The organism is Nesterenkonia pannonica (assembly GCF_019575955.1).
GTDB classification, from domain to species: Bacteria; Actinomycetota; Actinomycetes; order Actinomycetales; family Micrococcaceae; genus Nesterenkonia; species Nesterenkonia pannonica.
The window spans coordinates 416,054-431,907 of record NZ_CP080575.1 but is presented as its reverse complement, the minus strand read 5'-3'; the positions used below and the strand labels follow the sequence as shown (position 1 = coordinate 431,907).

The 15,854-nt window shown below is 64.8% G+C and carries 22 protein-coding genes and 6 pseudogenes; 16 read left to right on the top strand and 12 right to left on the bottom strand.

The window, feature by feature from the left end; translation table 11 throughout:
- The first annotated feature begins 536 nt into the window (after window positions 1–536).
- A complete protein-coding gene (locus tag K0H76_RS03250; protein ID WP_258934435.1) occupies window positions 537–1,160 on the top strand; it encodes a LacI family transcriptional regulator in 624 nt (207 codons plus the stop codon).
- Between the two features lie 469 nt (window positions 1,161–1,629).
- Here the strand turns inward: K0H76_RS03250 and K0H76_RS03245 are convergent.
- From K0H76_RS03245 to K0H76_RS03230, 4 genes and pseudogenes are all read right to left on the bottom strand, one after another.
- Window positions 1,630–2,123: pseudogene (locus tag K0H76_RS03245) on the bottom strand (DNA starvation/stationary phase protection protein).
- 66 nt (window positions 2,124–2,189) lie between these two features.
- Window positions 2,190–3,170: a hypothetical protein gene (locus K0H76_RS03240; protein ID WP_258934434.1), complete on the bottom strand. Its 981-nt coding sequence runs from the start codon at window positions 3,168–3,170 to the stop codon at window positions 2,190–2,192.
- Window positions 3,171–3,267: 97 nt separating this feature from the next.
- Entirely contained in the window at window positions 3,268–3,618 is a 351-nt protein-coding gene (locus K0H76_RS03235) for a hypothetical protein (protein ID WP_258934433.1), read from the bottom strand.
- Window positions 3,619–3,628: 10 nt separating this feature from the next.
- Complete coding sequence (locus tag K0H76_RS03230) at window positions 3,629–3,805, bottom strand: hypothetical protein (RefSeq protein ID WP_258934432.1); 177 nt, start codon at window positions 3,803–3,805, stop codon at window positions 3,629–3,631.
- A gap of 14 nt (window positions 3,806–3,819) precedes the next feature.
- On the opposite strand from K0H76_RS03230, the gene K0H76_RS03225 reads away from it, so the two are divergent.
- Window positions 3,820–3,963, top strand: coding sequence for a hypothetical protein (locus tag K0H76_RS03225; RefSeq protein WP_258934431.1), 144 nt, complete (start codon window positions 3,820–3,822; stop codon window positions 3,961–3,963).
- Window positions 3,963–4,466 carry a potassium channel family protein gene (locus K0H76_RS03220; protein ID WP_258934430.1) on the top strand — a complete coding sequence of 168 codons (504 nt, stop codon included), beginning with the start codon at window positions 3,963–3,965 and terminating at the stop codon, window positions 4,464–4,466. The genes K0H76_RS03225 and K0H76_RS03220 overlap by 1 nt, the downstream gene beginning before the upstream one ends.
- A 59-nt stretch (window positions 4,467–4,525) precedes the next feature.
- Here K0H76_RS03220 and K0H76_RS03215 read toward each other — a convergent pair whose 3' ends face one another.
- From K0H76_RS03215 to K0H76_RS03190, 6 genes and pseudogenes are all read right to left on the bottom strand, one after another.
- The gene (locus K0H76_RS03215; RefSeq protein WP_258934429.1) at window positions 4,526–4,831 is read right to left on the bottom strand and encodes a hypothetical protein; all 306 of its coding nucleotides are present in this window, start codon (window positions 4,829–4,831) and stop codon (window positions 4,526–4,528) included.
- Window positions 4,832–4,986: 155 nt separating this feature from the next.
- Window positions 4,987–5,409 (bottom strand): acylglycerol kinase family protein, encoded by a 423-nt coding sequence (locus K0H76_RS03210; RefSeq protein ID WP_258934428.1) that lies wholly within the window; start codon window positions 5,407–5,409, stop codon window positions 4,987–4,989.
- Window positions 5,410–5,659: 250 nt separating this feature from the next.
- A complete protein-coding gene (locus K0H76_RS03205) occupies window positions 5,660–6,262 on the bottom strand; it encodes a GIY-YIG nuclease family protein (protein WP_258934427.1) in 603 nt (200 codons plus the stop codon).
- A gap of 180 nt (window positions 6,263–6,442) precedes the next feature.
- A complete protein-coding gene (locus tag K0H76_RS03200; protein WP_258934426.1) occupies window positions 6,443–6,961 on the bottom strand; it encodes a hypothetical protein in 519 nt (172 codons plus the stop codon).
- A gap of 256 nt (window positions 6,962–7,217) precedes the next feature.
- Window positions 7,218–8,079 (bottom strand): annotated as a pseudogene (gene pheA, locus K0H76_RS03195) (prephenate dehydratase).
- Between the two features lie 86 nt (window positions 8,080–8,165).
- Window positions 8,166–8,491: pseudogene (locus K0H76_RS03190) on the bottom strand (rhodanese-like domain-containing protein).
- A 60-nt stretch (window positions 8,492–8,551) separates the two neighbouring features.
- On the opposite strand from K0H76_RS03190, the gene K0H76_RS03185 reads away from it, so the two are divergent.
- The 4 genes and pseudogenes from K0H76_RS03185 (at window position 8,552) to K0H76_RS03170 (ending at window position 10,065) form a co-directional block, all read left to right on the top strand.
- Window positions 8,552–8,698 (top strand): hypothetical protein, encoded by a 147-nt coding sequence (locus K0H76_RS03185; protein WP_258934425.1) that lies wholly within the window; start codon window positions 8,552–8,554, stop codon window positions 8,696–8,698.
- Window positions 8,699–8,937: 239 nt separating this feature from the next.
- Window positions 8,938–9,335: pseudogene (locus tag K0H76_RS03180) on the top strand (amidase family protein); the annotation flags it as partial.
- On the top strand, window positions 9,327–9,545 hold the full coding sequence (locus K0H76_RS03175; protein ID WP_258935520.1) for a hypothetical protein: 219 nt from the start codon (window positions 9,327–9,329) through the stop codon (window positions 9,543–9,545). The pseudogene K0H76_RS03180 and the gene K0H76_RS03175, both read left to right, overlap by 9 nt.
- Before the next feature lie 49 nt (window positions 9,546–9,594).
- Window positions 9,595–10,065 (top strand): amidase family protein, encoded by a 471-nt coding sequence (locus K0H76_RS03170; RefSeq protein WP_258934424.1) that lies wholly within the window; start codon window positions 9,595–9,597, stop codon window positions 10,063–10,065.
- Window positions 10,066–10,097: 32 nt separating this feature from the next.
- Here the strand turns inward: K0H76_RS03170 and K0H76_RS03165 are convergent.
- Both K0H76_RS03165 and K0H76_RS03160 read right to left on the bottom strand, forming a co-directional pair.
- Window positions 10,098–11,474, bottom strand: a pseudogene (locus K0H76_RS03165) (NCS2 family nucleobase:cation symporter).
- Window positions 11,475–11,567: 93 nt separating this feature from the next.
- A pseudogene (locus K0H76_RS03160) lies at window positions 11,568–11,765 on the bottom strand (CsbD family protein); the annotation flags it as partial.
- Window positions 11,766–11,993: 228 nt separating this feature from the next.
- Between K0H76_RS03160 and K0H76_RS03155 the strand changes: the two are divergent.
- The 9 genes from K0H76_RS03155 to K0H76_RS03115 all read left to right on the top strand — a co-directional run bounded on the left by K0H76_RS03155 (window position 11,994) and on the right by K0H76_RS03115 (window position 15,834).
- Window positions 11,994–12,152 carry a hypothetical protein gene (locus tag K0H76_RS03155; RefSeq protein WP_258934423.1) on the top strand — a complete coding sequence of 53 codons (159 nt, stop codon included), beginning with the start codon at window positions 11,994–11,996 and terminating at the stop codon, window positions 12,150–12,152.
- A gap of 73 nt (window positions 12,153–12,225) precedes the next feature.
- Entirely contained in the window at window positions 12,226–12,585 is a 360-nt protein-coding gene (locus K0H76_RS03150) for a GNAT family N-acetyltransferase (protein WP_258935318.1), read from the top strand.
- 17 nt (window positions 12,586–12,602) lie between these two features.
- Complete coding sequence (locus K0H76_RS03145) at window positions 12,603–12,752, top strand: hypothetical protein (protein WP_258934422.1); 150 nt, start codon at window positions 12,603–12,605, stop codon at window positions 12,750–12,752.
- A gap of 160 nt (window positions 12,753–12,912) precedes the next feature.
- Window positions 12,913–13,203 (top strand): aminotransferase class III-fold pyridoxal phosphate-dependent enzyme, encoded by a 291-nt coding sequence (locus tag K0H76_RS03140; RefSeq protein WP_258934421.1) that lies wholly within the window; start codon window positions 12,913–12,915, stop codon window positions 13,201–13,203.
- A complete protein-coding gene (locus K0H76_RS03135; RefSeq protein ID WP_258934420.1) occupies window positions 13,182–13,472 on the top strand; it encodes an aminotransferase class III-fold pyridoxal phosphate-dependent enzyme in 291 nt (96 codons plus the stop codon). Before K0H76_RS03140 ends, K0H76_RS03135 begins: the two co-directional genes overlap by 22 nt.
- Window positions 13,417–13,887: a hypothetical protein gene (locus tag K0H76_RS03130; RefSeq protein WP_258935317.1), complete on the top strand. Its 471-nt coding sequence runs from the start codon at window positions 13,417–13,419 to the stop codon at window positions 13,885–13,887. The genes K0H76_RS03135 and K0H76_RS03130 overlap by 56 nt, the downstream gene beginning before the upstream one ends.
- 114 nt (window positions 13,888–14,001) lie before the next feature.
- Window positions 14,002–14,466, top strand: coding sequence for an ectoine synthase (locus K0H76_RS03125; RefSeq protein WP_258934419.1), 465 nt, complete (start codon window positions 14,002–14,004; stop codon window positions 14,464–14,466).
- Window positions 14,454–15,479, top strand: coding sequence for a hypothetical protein (locus tag K0H76_RS03120; RefSeq protein ID WP_258934418.1), 1,026 nt, complete (start codon window positions 14,454–14,456; stop codon window positions 15,477–15,479). The genes K0H76_RS03125 and K0H76_RS03120 overlap by 13 nt, the downstream gene beginning before the upstream one ends.
- A complete protein-coding gene (locus tag K0H76_RS03115; RefSeq protein WP_258934417.1) occupies window positions 15,439–15,834 on the top strand; it encodes a hypothetical protein in 396 nt (131 codons plus the stop codon). Before K0H76_RS03120 ends, K0H76_RS03115 begins: the two co-directional genes overlap by 41 nt.
- Window positions 15,835–15,854: the final 20 nt, after the last annotated feature.

The following is a 15,854-nucleotide window of genomic DNA, read 5'->3' as shown; positions in this document are numbered from 1 at the left end:
TTCGAGGTGATCTGACCCACATTTCGTCTTACGGAGAGACTAAATAGGGCGCACAGGTTGTGTCAAGGAGCACAGTGACAGCTGTCACATAGTCAGCGTTCCCGGATTCCCGGGGCTGCGCTGCGTTCGTTCGATGCCGTCCCCGCAACGGCCGGATCCTGAGAATCCGGGGCGGGAAGTGCATCGACGTGATCGAAAGGGCCCTCGAGCTGCCGCACTGCCGGTCTGATCAGCCGAATTCTGCGCATCGGCAGACCGATATGCCGAAGCTGCCTCATGGAAGCGGCGAAGACTCGCCGGTTCGCGGCAGACCGGGCGATCAGTGCGATCGCGCGACGGGGGCTCGGACCCCTCGGCCTATGGAAGGTTCTGCATGGCCAAGCTCCTCATTTCTCGTGAAAGTGCGTCGAAACTTTTTCGGTCATCGTGGCGCTTTTCAGGCCCGATGCCTCCTTGTGTGCTTAGACTAGCCGCGTTGTGAGTCCATTCCAACGATGGTCCGCACGAAAGATTTTCGATGACTTCCGGAGGTCCTGATGCCGCAGACCGCACGCCCGACCCTCGAGCAGGTGGCGCGGCACTGCGGCGTGTCGACGGCCACGGTGTCGAAGGTGCTGAACCACCGTCCTGATGTAGCGCCCACCACGCGCACTCAGGTGGAGGCTGCGCTGGAGCAGATGGGCTATGTGCCGTCTACGGGGCCGCGCACCGTCAACGCCCTCCACGAAGTGCATGTTGTGGTGAACACGGTGCTGAATGCGTACGTCATGCAGGCTTTGGACGGCATCCTCTCCGCGGCAGCGTCAGAGCGCGTGGAGATTCTGGTCGACAGCCTTGATGCGCACGGCGAACCGTCCGGCGCCCCTCTGTCTCAGCGTTGGTGCGAGCATGCGGTCCGACGGGGCCGAGCGGGCGTCATCCTGGTGACGGCGGAGATGTCGCCCGAGCAGCGGAGACGTCTTGAGTCTCTGGGGATTGCGGTGGTGGCCGTGGACCCGGTGGACCCCTTGGACGACGGGCTGGTCTCGATTGGGGGAGCGAACTTCACGGGAGGCGTCCAGGCTGCGGGGCACCTGATCGAACTGGGGCATACGCGCTTCGGCTTCGCGGGGGCCATCATCGATCGCTTACCTGGAGCGAGCGCCTTCACGGGTTCCTGAGTGCACTGCGCGGCCGGGGCTTGGACGCCGACCCGTCGATGGTCCTGGAGAGGCAGTTCGACTTCGAAGATGGTGTGGAGATGGGATCGCAGCTGCTGGACGCGCCTGAGCCTCCGACTGCGATCTTCTGCGGCTCCGACCGGTCTGCGCAGGGCGTCCTGGAGGCGGCCCGCGTCAGAGGGCTGCGCGTGCCCGAGGATCTGTCGGTCATGGGATTCGACGACACCTACGCAACCATGCCCACGGCCCCTGCGCTGACCACGATCCGGCAGCCCATCTCGGAGATGGGGAGGACTGCGCTGCGCACACTTCTCCAGATGCATCGGGGGCGGGCCCGGATTCGCATCATGTTCAGCTGGCGACTCAGCTGGTCGTCAGGAGACGACGGGCGCCCCGGCGCACATGCCTGTGGGGCCCCGCTCAGCGGACTGAGCGGGACCCCACAGGATTCAGTGCTGGCGGCTGCGGATCAGCCCAGCTTCTCGACGTGGCTGCGGATGAACCACTGGAACAGCTCGAGGTCCTTGATCTGGCCGACGAGCAGGTCCTCGGTGATCATGTCGGTGTCTCCGACCTTGGCCATCACCTCGCGGTGATCCTCGATGACGCCGGTGTAGACCTTGTCGAGCTCCTTCAGGTGGTCCTCGACGGAGGCCTTGAACAGCGGGTAGTCGGCCCAGTGACGCTCGGTCACGAGCTCACCGGAGAGGCCGGAGGAGCGGAGCCCAGGGTGGCGATGCGCTCTGCCACCTCGTCGGCAAAGCCGCGCACCTTCTCGACCTGCGGGTCGATCATCTCGTGGACGGCGATGAAGTTGGGGCCCACGACGTTCCAGTGAACGTGCTTGAGGGCGAGCTGGAGGTCGTTGAGAGCGTGGAGGCGAGCCTGCAGAAGGCCCGCGAGCTCGCGTCCGCTCTCCAGGCTGACGCCGGGCACTGTGTAGTCTGCATGTTTGTCGGACATATCCATCCGCTCCTTCGCTTAGAGGGGTCAGGTGCTGGCGTACGCCAACACTCAGATCTTAGAAACTCAGAAAAGTCGCGCCAGCAAGATGAGGCTGTCCTTGCCGGGCGCGCCTTCGGAGTTCATGTCTCTTTCGTAACGAGCGAAGGTGAGTGCAGCCTGAGCATTGGCCGAACGTTCGGCCGATGCTCGGGTCGGCTCCGGAGTGCTACTGGGGGCCTGGATGAGCTCGAGGCCGCCGAGGTAAGGGCGCAGTGCCTCGGGGACGCGCACCGAGCCGTCGGCCTGCTGGTGGTTCTCGAGGAGGGCGACGATCCACCGGGTGGTGGCGAGCGTCCCGTTGAGGGTGGCGACCGGGGCTGTGGGGCCTCTGCTGCCGTCGTCGTTGAGCGTTCTCTCGCGGATGTTGAGCCGTCGCGCCTGGAATGTGGTGGTGTCGGAGGTGGAGGTGAGCTCGCGGTAGGTGCCCTGTGTGGGCACCCACGCCTCACAGTCGAACTTGCGGGCGGCCGAGAGGCCCAGATCCCCGGCGGCGGTGTCGATCACGCGGTAGGGCAGCTCGAGCTTGGCCAGCATCTGCTCCTCCCACGCGAGGAGCCGCTCGTGCTCAGCTTTGGACTCTGATGCGGAGCAGTAGACGAACATCTCCAGCTTGTTGAACTGGTGCACTCGGATGATGCCGCGGGTGTCCTTGCCGTGCGAGTACTTCTCGCCGGTAGCAGGTGGACCACCCTGCGTAGCGCTGGGGCTTATGGAGAGGTCGAGAATCTCGTCGGCGTGGTAGCTTACCAGAGCGACCTCGGAGGTGCCGACGAGATACATGTCGTCGCGTTCGAGGCGGTAGATCTCATCGTCGTGCTCGACGTCAAAGCCGGTGCTTACCATGGTGTCGGGACGGACGAGGGTGGGGGTCATCATCGGTGTGAAGTCTGCCTCCAGGGCCTGATCCAGCCCCATCTGCATGATGGCCAGCTCGAGGCGGGCTCCGATGCCTTTGAGGAAGTAGAAGCGGGCGCCGGAGACTTTGGCGCCCTGCTCCATGTCCACTGCGCCGAGAGCTTCGGCGAGCTCCAGGTGATCTTTGGGCTCGAAGCCTTCGGCGGCGAAGTCTCGCGGTGATCCTTCGTGGCGCAGCGTCGCGAAGTCATCCTCGCCGCCGCATGGGGACGCCCTCGTGGATGAGGTTAGGGAAGGAGGCCTGCAGGCTGCGCAGCTCGTCCTGAGCGTGCGCGGATTCGGCCTCGGCGGCCTTCACGTCCTGGCTCAGCTGCTTGACGGCCTGAAGAAGCTGCTGCTTCTCCTCGCCCTGCGCCTGGGCGACCTTCTTGCCGTTGGCCTTCTGCTCGGCACGCAGCGACTCGAAGCGGGTGATCGCCGCGGACCGAGTCTCGTGTGCGGCGATCAGCTGATCGACCACCGCCTCAGATGCGCCCCGCGCACGCTGCGAGGCCTTGTACTGATCCGGGTTCTCAATGAGGTCCTTGATGTCGATCACAAAGACCAGCCTAATCGACGCCGTTCGGCACCTCAGCAGGCTGAGCGTCGTCACGCGAAGAAAGGTCCGTGGAGACGTACTGATCGCCGTCCTTGCGCTCCTCAGGCGTCGGTCGGATGGGCGTTTGATTCGATATGGTGAGAAGCGCGTCGTGACCCTCACGGTCCAAGGCGAGGGAGGGGATCACCTGATGCGGTCATTGTGGAACAACAGGGCCGCCTACGAGCGGTGGACGAGAGCCACCGAGTGGCCCATGGTGGGGTCGCCCTGGTGTTCGTCGGTGTGTACGGCTACGTGGTCATCGGAAATCTGCGCGAGTCGCATGTCGATTGGCCTTTTGGCTGATGAACGCCGTGTGGGTTCTTTTCGCGATCGACTACATCGTGTCGCTGATCCTGGTGCCCCACACTCGACGGTGGTTCTTCACCCACATTCACGAACTGGCCATCGTCATCCTCCCGGTCCTGCGGCCGCTGCGCCTTCTGCGCCTGGTCACGGTCATTTCGGTGTTCAGCCGCCATGCGGGGGCCGCACTGAGGGAGAAGGTCACGATTTCCACCGCCTTCGTCGCCGGGGTGCTGGTTTTCACGGCTTCACTGGCCATTCTCGATGCGGAGCAGAACGATCCGGGCGCCAACATCACCAGCTACGGGGATGCACTGTGGTGGTCGGTGGTCACGATCACCACAGTCGGCTACGGCGACTATTACCCGGTGACCGGGTTCGGTCGCGCCATCGCGGTCGGCCTCATGCTGTGCGGCCTCGGGCTGCTGGGGACCGTGACAGCGACGCTGGCCACCTGGTTCGTCGAGAAGATTGAAGTGACAGCTGAAGAGAAGCGTCGCTAGGGGCCGCGAACGCTGAGACGCCTACGCGTCGGTGACTGCGCGGCTCACGCCGTTCACCTTCAGCGATGAAGGGAAACTCGCGCCTTGACGCCGATGACGTCGCCTACGGCGTCGCCGTCGATCTGGAACATGAGCGGCTCATCCATCTCCACCGTGCAGCTCGGCGACTGCTTCACCGTCATCACCGGGATGTCCTCACCCCATCGCAGCACCGTCTTCGCGACGATCCGGGCCCAATCCAAGGGGTTGCGGGGCGAGAGGAGCACGATGTCCATCTGCCCGTCGTCGAACAGGGCGGTCGGGATGAGCTGCACCCCGCCCTGGAGGGTCCCGCAGTTGGCCAGCAGCACCGAGCGCACGCGCATCTGAGCGGTCTCCCGCCCTCGAGCTCGACACGCACATTCTTACGATCGCTTACGCGTGCCGCAGCCCCGATTCTCCGTAGGCGAGCCACCCAGCGCGCGCTTTGAGGACCTCGCGCGTATCGGCCATCACTTCGGCGTCCAAACCTCCGCCGCGATCACCAGCGAGATCTCTTCGTCGATGGGACCGTCAGGGCGTCTGAGCTCCAGCTGCAGGGTGTCCACCCAGTGGGGGTTCCGTGGATGGCCTCGTGGACGCATATGAGCAGGTCATCGTGGGGAAGGCCGATGTTCCGCGCAAAGAGGTTGCCGGTGCCCATCGGCACCACGCCCATCGGCGTCGAGGTTCCCGCCAGCTCCGCTGCGACGGCACGAACGGTCCCATCGCCGCCCACAGCCAGCACGACGTCGCAGCCAGCATCCAGTGCTCGCCGGGTCATCACATGCCCCGGATCCTCCGCAGTGGAGGCCATCACCAGCGGCGTCTCCATCCCGGCCTCGTAGCAGGTGAACTCGATGAGGCGCACCGCCTCAGGAGCCTGCTCCTTCGTCACGTTGAGCACAGCTCCGACCAGCGTCATGCTCCCGAGTCTATCCACGAGCACGCGTCACTTCGGGTGGCGCAGGCCCATCTACTCACCTGTGCGGGTCGTCGTCTGCCGAGACCTGATTTCAAATCGACGCCGCGTTCTTTGGGTAGTTGGCGTTATTCGCCACTCCCGCCTACCTCATGCCTGGACGGCACACTCCGCAGTGCGCTCTTCACGCATCTTCTGGCTGGCCAAGAATTCCGGTGCTTCTGCTTCCTCGTGATATTCGAGCACCTGAACGTCATGTTGAAGAAGCGCGTCTTTCACCTCTGAGGGTGTGGCATAGAAGTACTCGGCGCATATTGATCAGGTTCACGCGTCGATCTGCAAAGTGTCTGTGCAGAGCGCTCTCAAGACCCCAGGCATCCTCCGAGAAGATCACCGTGTGCTTATCGAAGTTGAATGGAACCGACGCGTCTGAGAGTTCTTTGAGCCGCTCTTCGGGGTTGAGACGACGAGTCATCCTGATCTTCACCACCTCGGAACCGAAAGCACCTCGGTTTGAAGCCACATAAACGTAGCTTGGCACGCGTGTTTGCCATCGTCGATTCGACATCTTCCAGTTCAGCTTCGGCGTGCGAAAGCGCAGCCGCAGCCTTGGACGCCTCTTCAACATCACCTTGGGCCTGGAGCTGAGCGAGGACGATTCTGCGATGCTCCACTTCCTTTTCCTGTTTCGCCTTGAGCGCCAGAAATTCCTTCTGCGCTTTGGCCTCTTCCTGACTCGCGCGCGAGCTTCCTTCTCTTCCTCCTTAGCGGCTTTGACTGCCTCGAGATGAGCATGAGTGAGTCTCAGCTCTTCCTCTCGCAGGAAGAGATAACGGCTGCTGATGGTGATAGCCATGGACTTACCGAGCCGCTCGACTTGCTGGGCGGATTTTTCAAGGCGCTTGATAGCGGCGTTGAGGTGGCTTGGCTTTGACCGTTTTGACTGAGTTCTCCGCTTCCGCGTTGAAGGCCCGGAGAAGGAGCTTAGTCATGTCCCCGACCATCTTCTGGCCCTTCTTGAGGTTGCCGTCCAAGGTCATAGACGTACTGCCTGTCGCGGCGGTCTTCTGCCGGACCATTTCCTGATCTCCGCCTGTCTTGTTTGCAGTTCATCTTTGTACCTCACGGAGTCATCTGCAGGGTTCTCGAAGTTATAGAGCCCGTAGTCGTTCAGGTCTGCCATGTCTCTGAGGTCGACGATGTCTTCACGCACCTGTTCCAGGCGTGCCTGTTCTTTGCGCACCAGTTCCGCATAGTTTTGCTGCTGCGCCTCGCCCGCCTCACGTCCAGACCTAAGCTCAGCCTCGACCTGTGCCACTTTTCTCTCACCTTCATCACGCCGAGCCTTGAGCTCGGTCTCAACCCGCGCGATTTCTTTCTCCAGCGCGTTCCGATGCTCTCCGCGTGACAGGTCGTCCATGACACCAAGTCGCTGCGCTTCCTGGCGCAGGAAATGGTTCTCATCCCATAACTTCCGGGCATCAGCAGTGACCTGGTCTCGCTCCTGAGTCAGGCGACCCTGCTGTCTCCACAACGAGGTCGCACGCCGCCGCATGAAGAAGACGTATACGAGAACCGGGGGATCAGCAGCACAGCGACGAAAGGAACAATGCTGAGAATCAACGCGATGATGACGCTGACGAAGATCCCAGTTCCGAGGGAACCGTCCGGATGCGGAGTTCTCTCCTCGGAAACTAAGGCCGATCCGGATTCGGACATTTGCGAACTCCCTCAAGTCATGCGAACAGTAGAATAAGCTTACTGATCATGCATGACATGAATATGTCCGCGCTGCTTGATGCTTTGGGCCGTCAGGTGCGCCGGGTCAGCGAGGCCACCCACTGCGTCGCCGCGTCGAAGGCCTCCTCCGAGACTTCCGGCCGAACATGCTGGGCCTTTCGGTCGGCTCGCGGGTACGAGCCCAGGAAGCGCACAGCCGCATGAGACCCGGTGGATTCCGGCGAGCGCGTCGGCAACACGCGGCTCGTGGATGTGGCCCTCGAGGTCCATGGAGAAGAAGTAGTCGCCCATGGCGCTGCCGGTGGGGCGAGACTCGATGCGGCAGATGTTGACGCCTCGGGTGGCGAAGTGCTCCAGCAGCTCCATCAGGGCCCCAGCGCGGTCCTCGGGCAGAGGGATGGTCACGGTGGTCTTGTCCGCACCCGTCATGGAGGGACCTGACCAGGCTTGGTGACGAGGACGAATCGTGTGACCGCGCCCGGAAAGTCCTCGATGCCGGAAGCGATGACGTGGAGCCCCAGCTGCTCCGCCACGAGTGGCGCGCAGATGGCCGCGTCTGCCATCGGCGCGGACGTCCGAAGACTGTGGGCGCCATGGCCGTCGACGGCGCCGGTATGTACTGCACCCGGGGCAGCACGTTCTGCGCCCACGAGCGCACCTGCGCCCACGCGTGGGAGTGGGTGGCCACGGAGGTGACCTCGGACAGCTCCATGGGCTGGGCGCTGGCCAGCACAAACGTGATGGGCACCAGGGTCTCTGCGGTGATCTGCAGACGGTGGGTGACCGAGACGGCATCCAGGGTGGCGGTCACCCCGCCCTCCACAGAGTTCTCGATCGGGACGACAGCCCCCTCGGCGTCCCCTCGTCCACCATGCTCAGGGCGGCCAGGACGCTGGAGGCCGGAACGCGCTCGGCACGCTCAGCACCGGGCATCTGGGTCAGGGCGGCCTCAGTGAACGTGCCCTCCGGGCCGAGGAACGAGTAGCGCAGTATGCCGGTCACAGCTCGAAAGCCTACCGTCAGAGGATCCGGGGCTGGCCGTCGTCGCTCTCCAGCGCCCGGCCGGACGTGACCCAGGCGTCGTACCCTCCTGCGACGAAGAGCACCGAGTACCCCTGCTGGGTCAGCCAGCCCGCCATCTGGATGCTGCGGCCTCCCGTGCGGCAGATGACGAAGTAGTCCTCATCCGGGTCCAGCTCCGCCTCAAACCGTTCCGGAACCTCCTCGACCGGCATGTGCAGGGCCCCGGCGCCCGGCTAACACGGAACTCGTAGGCCTCGCGAACATCCAGCAGCCGGGCCTCGTCCGGCACCTCCACGGCTGGCACAGTCTCCACATCGCTCATGGACGTCACGATAGCCTCCCGCCTCTGCCGAGCGCACTGCCTTCTGCATAGAGTGAGCACATGGTCCTCACGCCCAGCTCCCCGCACCCCGTCCCTTCGGCTGAGCACACCACGGACCGCACCCGTGCCGACTTCCGCGCCTCCACGGCCGATCAGTGGCGTGCCGCCATCCTGAACGGCGACGTGACCGCAGTCGAACTGGCTTAGCACCGCCCTGACCGCGGCCGCCACCCTCACCGAACTGGGCGCGTTCCTCTCGGTGGATCCCGAGTACGCCCTGGCCAAAGCTGACCAGCTCGACGAAGTGGTCGAGATGGTCCGACGCAGCGGCTCCATGAGCGAACTCTCGACCAGGGCCCCCTGCTGGGCCTGCCGCTTGCCTTCAAGGACGTCAGCCGAGTCGGGGCCTGCCTCGCACCCGGGGCACCCTGGCACTTGCCGCAGACATTCCGGCACGGGACGAGCCTGTGGTGCGGCGCACCCACGCTGCTTACTCGGTGAGCATCGGCAAGACCCAGGTGCCTGAGTTCGCGCTGCACTGCTACTCCGAGAACCAGGTCGGCTCACCCGCCCGCAACCCGCTGGCTCCCGCACGCACCGCCGGAGGCTCCTCCGGCGGTGCCGCCGCCGCGGTGGCCGCAGGCATCCTCCCTTCGCGCCCGGAAGCGACGGAGGCGGCTCCATCCGGATACCGGCCGCAGCCTGCGGGCTCGTCGGCCTGAAGCCGGGCCGCGGCCGTCTGCCCGATGACCGCCAGGCCCACTCCGCCGCGAACCTGGGAGTCAACGGCCCGCTGGCCACCATTCCTCAGGACGCCGCACTGCTCTTCGACGCGATGGCGGGGAATCCGTTCAGCGTCACCTCAGGGTGCGGGGTCGACGGGGCTGACTTGGCGTACGGCCCGGCGTCACGCGCAATCCATCATGCTGAGCGGCATGGGCTGCCGCCGCTGAGCGTCGGGGTCACCACCGAATCGCCCTTCTCCCCGAGCTGGACATCACCCTCGCGGAGGAGGCGACGGCGGCGCTGGAGGAGGCCGTGGCTCGGCTGCTGAACCGGGGGCACAGCGTCCACGGGACCGCTCCCGCGCAGGAGCGCAGCGCATGTGGCCAGAAGGCTTCTTCCGCGACTTCACCACCCTGTGGACCTCACGGCTGGCCCGCGCCAACTTCGACGATGCCCAGCGGGACCAGATGGAAGCCCTCACGCGCTACTACCTGGAGGCAGCGGAAGCGCGTCCCGCCGCAGAGAACGAAGCGGCTGAGGGACGCCTTCAGCAGGCGGCCGACACCGCGGAGAGCATCTTCGGCCACCACGACCTCATCATGACGCCCGTGCTCGCCTACGCGCCGCCCGAGGTGGGATGGTTCGACAGCATGTCACCGGAGGACAATGGGGCAGAGCAGTGCCGCTTCACGCCGTACACGGCCATCATCAACGTCCTGGGGTTTCCTGCCGTGAGCGTGCCCATGCTCACCGACGACTCAGGGCTGAGCTGGAGCGTCCAGCTGATCGGCAGACCCCGGACCGAGGAGCACCTGCTGGCCCTGGCCGCCACGCTGATGCAGCCCTGAGGACCGGGCACGAGCGACCGCGCCGGGCAGCCTCAGCGCCCGGAGGTGTCGTCGTCCCAGCGCCCGCCCGACTCCAGGTGCTCAGCATCGGCCTGGTTGACGGGGGTGGCGAAGTCGGCCTCAGCATCCTCGAATCCGGCGTCCGTGCCGCGCCACCGCGCAATGGCGCTCATGCCGTGGTGGATGACCAGGGCGGCCACCGAGCCCAGAGCGATGCCGGTGAAGACGATCTCGCCGAACACCATCGTGTAGTCGGCGATCGCGACGATCAGCGGGACACCCGCCACCGCAAGGTTGATCGGGTTGGAGAAGTCGACGTTGTTCTGGACCCAGATCCGCACGCCGAGGATCCCGATCATGCCGTAGAGGACCGTGCTTAAGCACCGCCGAGCACTCCGTCGGGGACTGTGTTGACCAGCGCGCCGAACTTGGGCACCAGGGCCAGCAGGATGGCGAAGATCCCTGCCACCCAGTAGGCCGCCGTGGAGTACACCTTCGAGGAGGCCATCACGCCGATGTTCTCCGCGTAGGTGGTGGTGCCCGAGCCTCCGCCGGAGCTTACCAGCATGGTCGCAGCGCCGTCGGCCATGAGGGCACGCCCGGTCACCGGGTCCAGGTCCCGCTTGGTCATCAGCGCCACCGACTTCACGTGGCCGACGTTCTCGGCGACGAGCACCAGCACCACCGGGATGAACAGTGCCAGCACTCCGATGTGGAAGCTGGGTGCGGTGAAGTCGGGCAGCCCGACCCACCCCGCCTGGGTGATCTCGGAGAAGTCGACCTCCCCGCGCACCACGGCGACCGCATAGCCGACGACGACACCAAGCAGAATGGACAGTCGGCCCAGCATGCCCCGGAACAGCACGCCTGCCACCAGCATCGCGACGATGGTCACCGTCGCCGTCACCGGACCCTCCTGCACGTTCCCCCACGCCGCAGGCGCCAGGTTCAGGCCGATGAGCGCGACGATGGAGCCGGTGACGACGGGCGGCATCAGCTTCTGGATCCACGTGGGCCCGGCGAAGTGCACGACCAGCCCGACGAGGAACAGGCCCAGACCGGTCATCAGGATGCCGCCGAGAGCCCCGACATGCCGTACTGGGCGCTGGCGGCCCCACGGGCGCCAGGAAGGCGAAGGAGGAGCCGAGGTAGCTCGGCACGCGTCCAGCCGTGACGATCAGGAACAGCAGCGTCCCGATCCCCGAGAAGAGCAGGGTCGTCGAGGGCGGGAACCCGGTGATCACCGGAACGAGGAAGGTGGCGCCGAACATGGCGACGACGTGCTGCATTCCGACGCCGGTGGTCTGCAGCCAGCTCAGCCGCTCCTCGGGCGCGACCACATCTCCGGGTCTGATGGTTCTGCCGTCACCGTGGATCTTCCAGCCGAAGCCGGGAACAAAGCTCTTCATCACGGGCGACGATTCTATCCGCCCCGGGCACAGGAAGGGCCGGAGAGGAGCTGCGTCCTCTCCGGCCCTTCTCAGCGTGGGCTCTGCGCCGGGTCAGTCCTTCTTCAGACCGTCGACGAAGCCTTTAGCGCTGTCGCGGGCATCTCCGGCGGCCTCTTTGACCGACTCAGCGGCCTCCTTGCCCTTGCCCTGAGTCTTCTGGGCCTTGCCGTCGGCCTCGGCGCGCTCGTCGCCGGTGAGCTTGCCTACGCCCTCCGTGACGCTTCCGGCGGCCTTGTCCTTGTTGGCATCTGCCTTTCCTTCGAGTCCCGTCGTTGGGCCTCCCTTCTATGTCGACGACCTCTTGGCCCCCACGCTACGGAGCGGCGGGGTCCGTGTCAGCAGACTCAAGGACTTTCAGGGCAAGCTATGGGCATCCGTTCAGACAACGCGACCTCCCCTACCAAAAATGGGCGTCACTTTTCAAGCTTTTGAGTCAGGCTATTGGAATCGGCCACAGGTCTTACTAATCTTGGAGCGATGAGCGACCAACAGAGCAATGAGCTGATCATCCTGCGGTCACCTACGGTGGCTGACGGGGCAGACCTGTGGCGCCTTGCAGAGGGCACCGGAGTGCTTGACACCAATACCCCTACGCCTATCTGCTGTGGGCGAGGGACTTCGCCGAGACGTCCGTGATCGCTGAGGTCGAGGGGAGTAAGCAGGCTTCATCACCGGCTTCCGCAAACCTTCGGACCCCAGCACGCTGTTCATCTGGCAGGTCGCCGTGGACTCCCGCTTCCGGGGCCGCGGCCTGGCCAAGAAGATGCTCTTCGACCTTGTCGACCGCGTCACGGCCGCAGGAGCGTCACGGCTCGAGACGACCATCACCATGGACAACGAGGCCTCACAGGCCCTCTTCGCCGCCCTGGCACGCGCCCACGGCACCGAGATGTCCAGAAACCCCTGTTCACCGCAGACCTCTTTCCCAGCTCGGGCGAGACCGGCGAGGAGCACGCCGACGAGGACCTCTACACCGTGGAGCCGCTGCAGGCACCGGGCTCCTGATCGAGTCCCCGGCTCGTCCCACACTGTGACGTCCTCATCTGTTTCTCTGTTCTCAACACGTTAGGCAACCAGGAAAGAAGCATGGCTACAGACATCTTTGACACCCGCGAATCCCAGGTGCGCAGCTACTGCATGAGCTGGCCCGCTGTCTTCGAAAAGGCAGAGGGCCCCTACCAGTGGTCTGAGAACGGCACCAAGTACCTCGACTTCTTCTCCGGCGCAGCGCACTGAACTACGGACACAACCACCCTGAGCTCCGCGACCTCGTCGTGGAGTATGTGGCCAACTCAGGCGTCACCCACTCCATGGACATGAAGTCCCCGCCAAGCGGCGCTTCCTCGAAACCTTCGAGCGCATCATCCTGGAGCCCAGGAACCTGGACTACAAGGTCATGTTCCCGGGCCCCACAGGCACCAACACCGTGGAGGCCGCGCTGAAGCTGGCCCGCAAGGTCACCGGTCGGCAGCACATCCTGTCGTTCACCAACGCCTTCCACGGCATGACGCTGGGCGCCCTGTCCGTCACCGGCAACTCCATGAAGCGCCGGGGTGCGGGCATCCCGCTGACCAACAGCTCCAAGATCCCCTACGACGACTACTTCGACGGGGACATCCCTGACTTCCTCTGGCTGGAGAAGGTCCTGAGGACTCGGGATCCGGCGTGGACAAGCCTGCTGCCGTGATCGTGGAGACAGTCCAGGGCGAGGGCGGCCTCAACACCGCACGCATGGAGTGGCTCAGGGCCCTGTCCAACCTGCTGAAGAAGCACAGCATCCTGCTGATCGTCGACGACGTCCAGGTAGGCTGCGGGCGGACGGGAACCTTCTTCTCCTTCGAAGAGGCTAGGCATCCAGCCCGACATCGTCTGCGTCTCCAAGTCGATCTCCGGCTACGGCCTGGCCATGGCGCTCACCCTCTTCAAGTCCGAGCTGGACGTCTGGGAGCCCGGTGAGCACAACGGCACCTTCCGCGGCAACAACCTCGCCTTCGTCACAGCGGCGCGCCCTCGAGCTGTTCTGGGCCGACGGCACCTTCCAGGAGGAGCTGGCCGGAAAGATCGAAGCTCTGCACACCGGCATGGCCAAGATCGTCGAGCACGTGAAGGGCTCCTACATCAAGGGACGCGGCTTCCTCGCTTAAGCATCAGCTTCCCCGACCCGGATACGGTAAGCAAGGTCGCAGCCGAGGCGTACAAGCGCAACATGCTGGTCGAGACCTCCGGTCCGCAGGATGAGGTCGTCAAGCTCATGCCGGCGCTCAACATCCCGGACGAGGACCTTCAGAAGGGCCTGGCCATCCTGGAGGAGGCCGTCCTGGCCGCCACCGGTCAGATGGGTGAGCCTTCGCGCCTGCGCGCACCCCACTGAAGCCCCTCCTCAGGTCCCCTGTGAGGGACTGTGCCTGACTCTGTGCCAGGCTGGTCCTGTGCCTAGCCTGGCTCAGGCATGTCCCACCAGTTCCCCTCAACGCAAGGAGCGTGTATGTACACCCTGCACATCGATGACCTCAACGGCACCGACCGCGACATCAACGAGACCAACTGGCGCTCCCGCCGTATGGTCCTGGCCAAGGAGAAGGTCGGCTTCTCCCTGCACGAGACCACCCTGCGCGCAGGCACCGAGAACGACTTCTGGTACGCCAACCACGTCGAGGCCGTCTACTGCGTCGGCGGCAAAGGCACGCTGACCGACAAAGAGACCGGCAAGACCTACGAGATCACCGACGGGTTCCTCTACCTGCTCGACGGCCACGAGAAGCACCACGTCTCGGTGGAGGAGGAGATGCGCATGGTCTGCGTCTTCAACCCGCCGGTGACCGGCCGTGAAGTGCACGACGAGAACGGCGTCTACCCCTCATCGTCGAAGAGGACTGAGCACCGCTCGCAGGCACAACCTTCAACCTTTGGGCCCGGCCGCTGTGCGGCCAGCAAAGCGTGTCTACAGTAGGTCTCGTGCTCCACGCCTGGGAGGTAATCAAGCAGCTGGTCAGCCGGGTGGCCAAGTCCTCGCCGCCTCGCACCGCCCTGCTGATCTTTGCGGCGGTGATCATGATCTTCACCGCTCTCCTGATGGCACCCTGGTCCACCGCCAACGGCCGCGCGCCCGCCTTCCACGATGCTCTGTTCACGGCCACCTCAGCGGTCACCGTCACCGGACTCACCTCCGTCAACACCGCCGAGCACTGGTCTCCGGCGGGCCAGATCGTCATTCTCATCGGCATCCAGATCGGTGGGCTGGGCATCCTGACGCTCGCATCGCTGGTTGCCCTCTCTGTGACGCACCATCTGGGGCTTCGCACCCGCCTCGTCGCTGAGCAGGGGATGTCCACCGGTGCGCTGGGCGAGGTCGGCTCGCTGATCCGCACCGTCGTCATCTGCTCCCTGGTGGTTGAGGCCGCCCTCGCAGCGGTCCTGGTGCCCCGCCTGATGGTGGTCGAGAACGACGTCCTCGACGGCCTGTGGCACGGCGTCTTCTACGCCGTGTCCGCGTTCAACAACGCAAGCTTCGTCGTTCACCCCGAAGGCCTCCAGGGCGCCGTGAACGATCCGCTGGTGCTCTGGGTCATCATGATCGGCGTGTTCCTCGGCTCGTTGGGGTTCCCCGTGCTGCTGGTGCTGTGGCGATTCCGCTGGCACATCAGGCGATGGGGCCTCCACGCCCGCCTCACCATGGAGGTGACGACGCTGCTCATGGTGCTGGGAGCCGTGGGCTACGCCGCCTTGGAGTGGAACCATACGGACACCATCGGAGAGATGACGACGGGCGAGAAGCTCCAAAGCTCCCTGTTCGCCTCCGTCATGATGCGCTCAGGCGGCTTCTCCGTGGTCGAGAACGTCATGGAGCACTCCGAGACGATGCTCATGACCAGCGCGCTGATGTTCGTCGGAGGGGCTCAGCCTCCACCGCGGCGGCATCAAGGTGACCACGTTCGCGGTGATCTTCCTGGCGTTCCTGGCTGAGGCCCGCGGTCGCGGGGAGTCGACCGCGCACGGACGGACCATCCCTGCACAGGCGGTGCGCGTGGCCATCAGCGTGGTCGCCATGGGCGCCACCTTCGTCCTCATCGCCACCATGGCGCTGATCATCCTCACCGGCGAGGAGCTGGAGCGCCCCCTCTTCGAAGCGATCTCTGCGTTCGCCACCGTCGGCCTGACCTCCGGTCTCAGTGAGGAGCTGCCTCCGGCAGGGCTCTATGTCCTGGTAGGCCTGATGTTCGCCGGACGCGTCGGCATTATGACCTTCGCTGCGGCCCTGACCCTGCGGCAGAGCCGCATCCGCTACCGCTACCCGGAAGGACGGCCGATCATTGGCTAGAGAACGACGCACCCCGAATA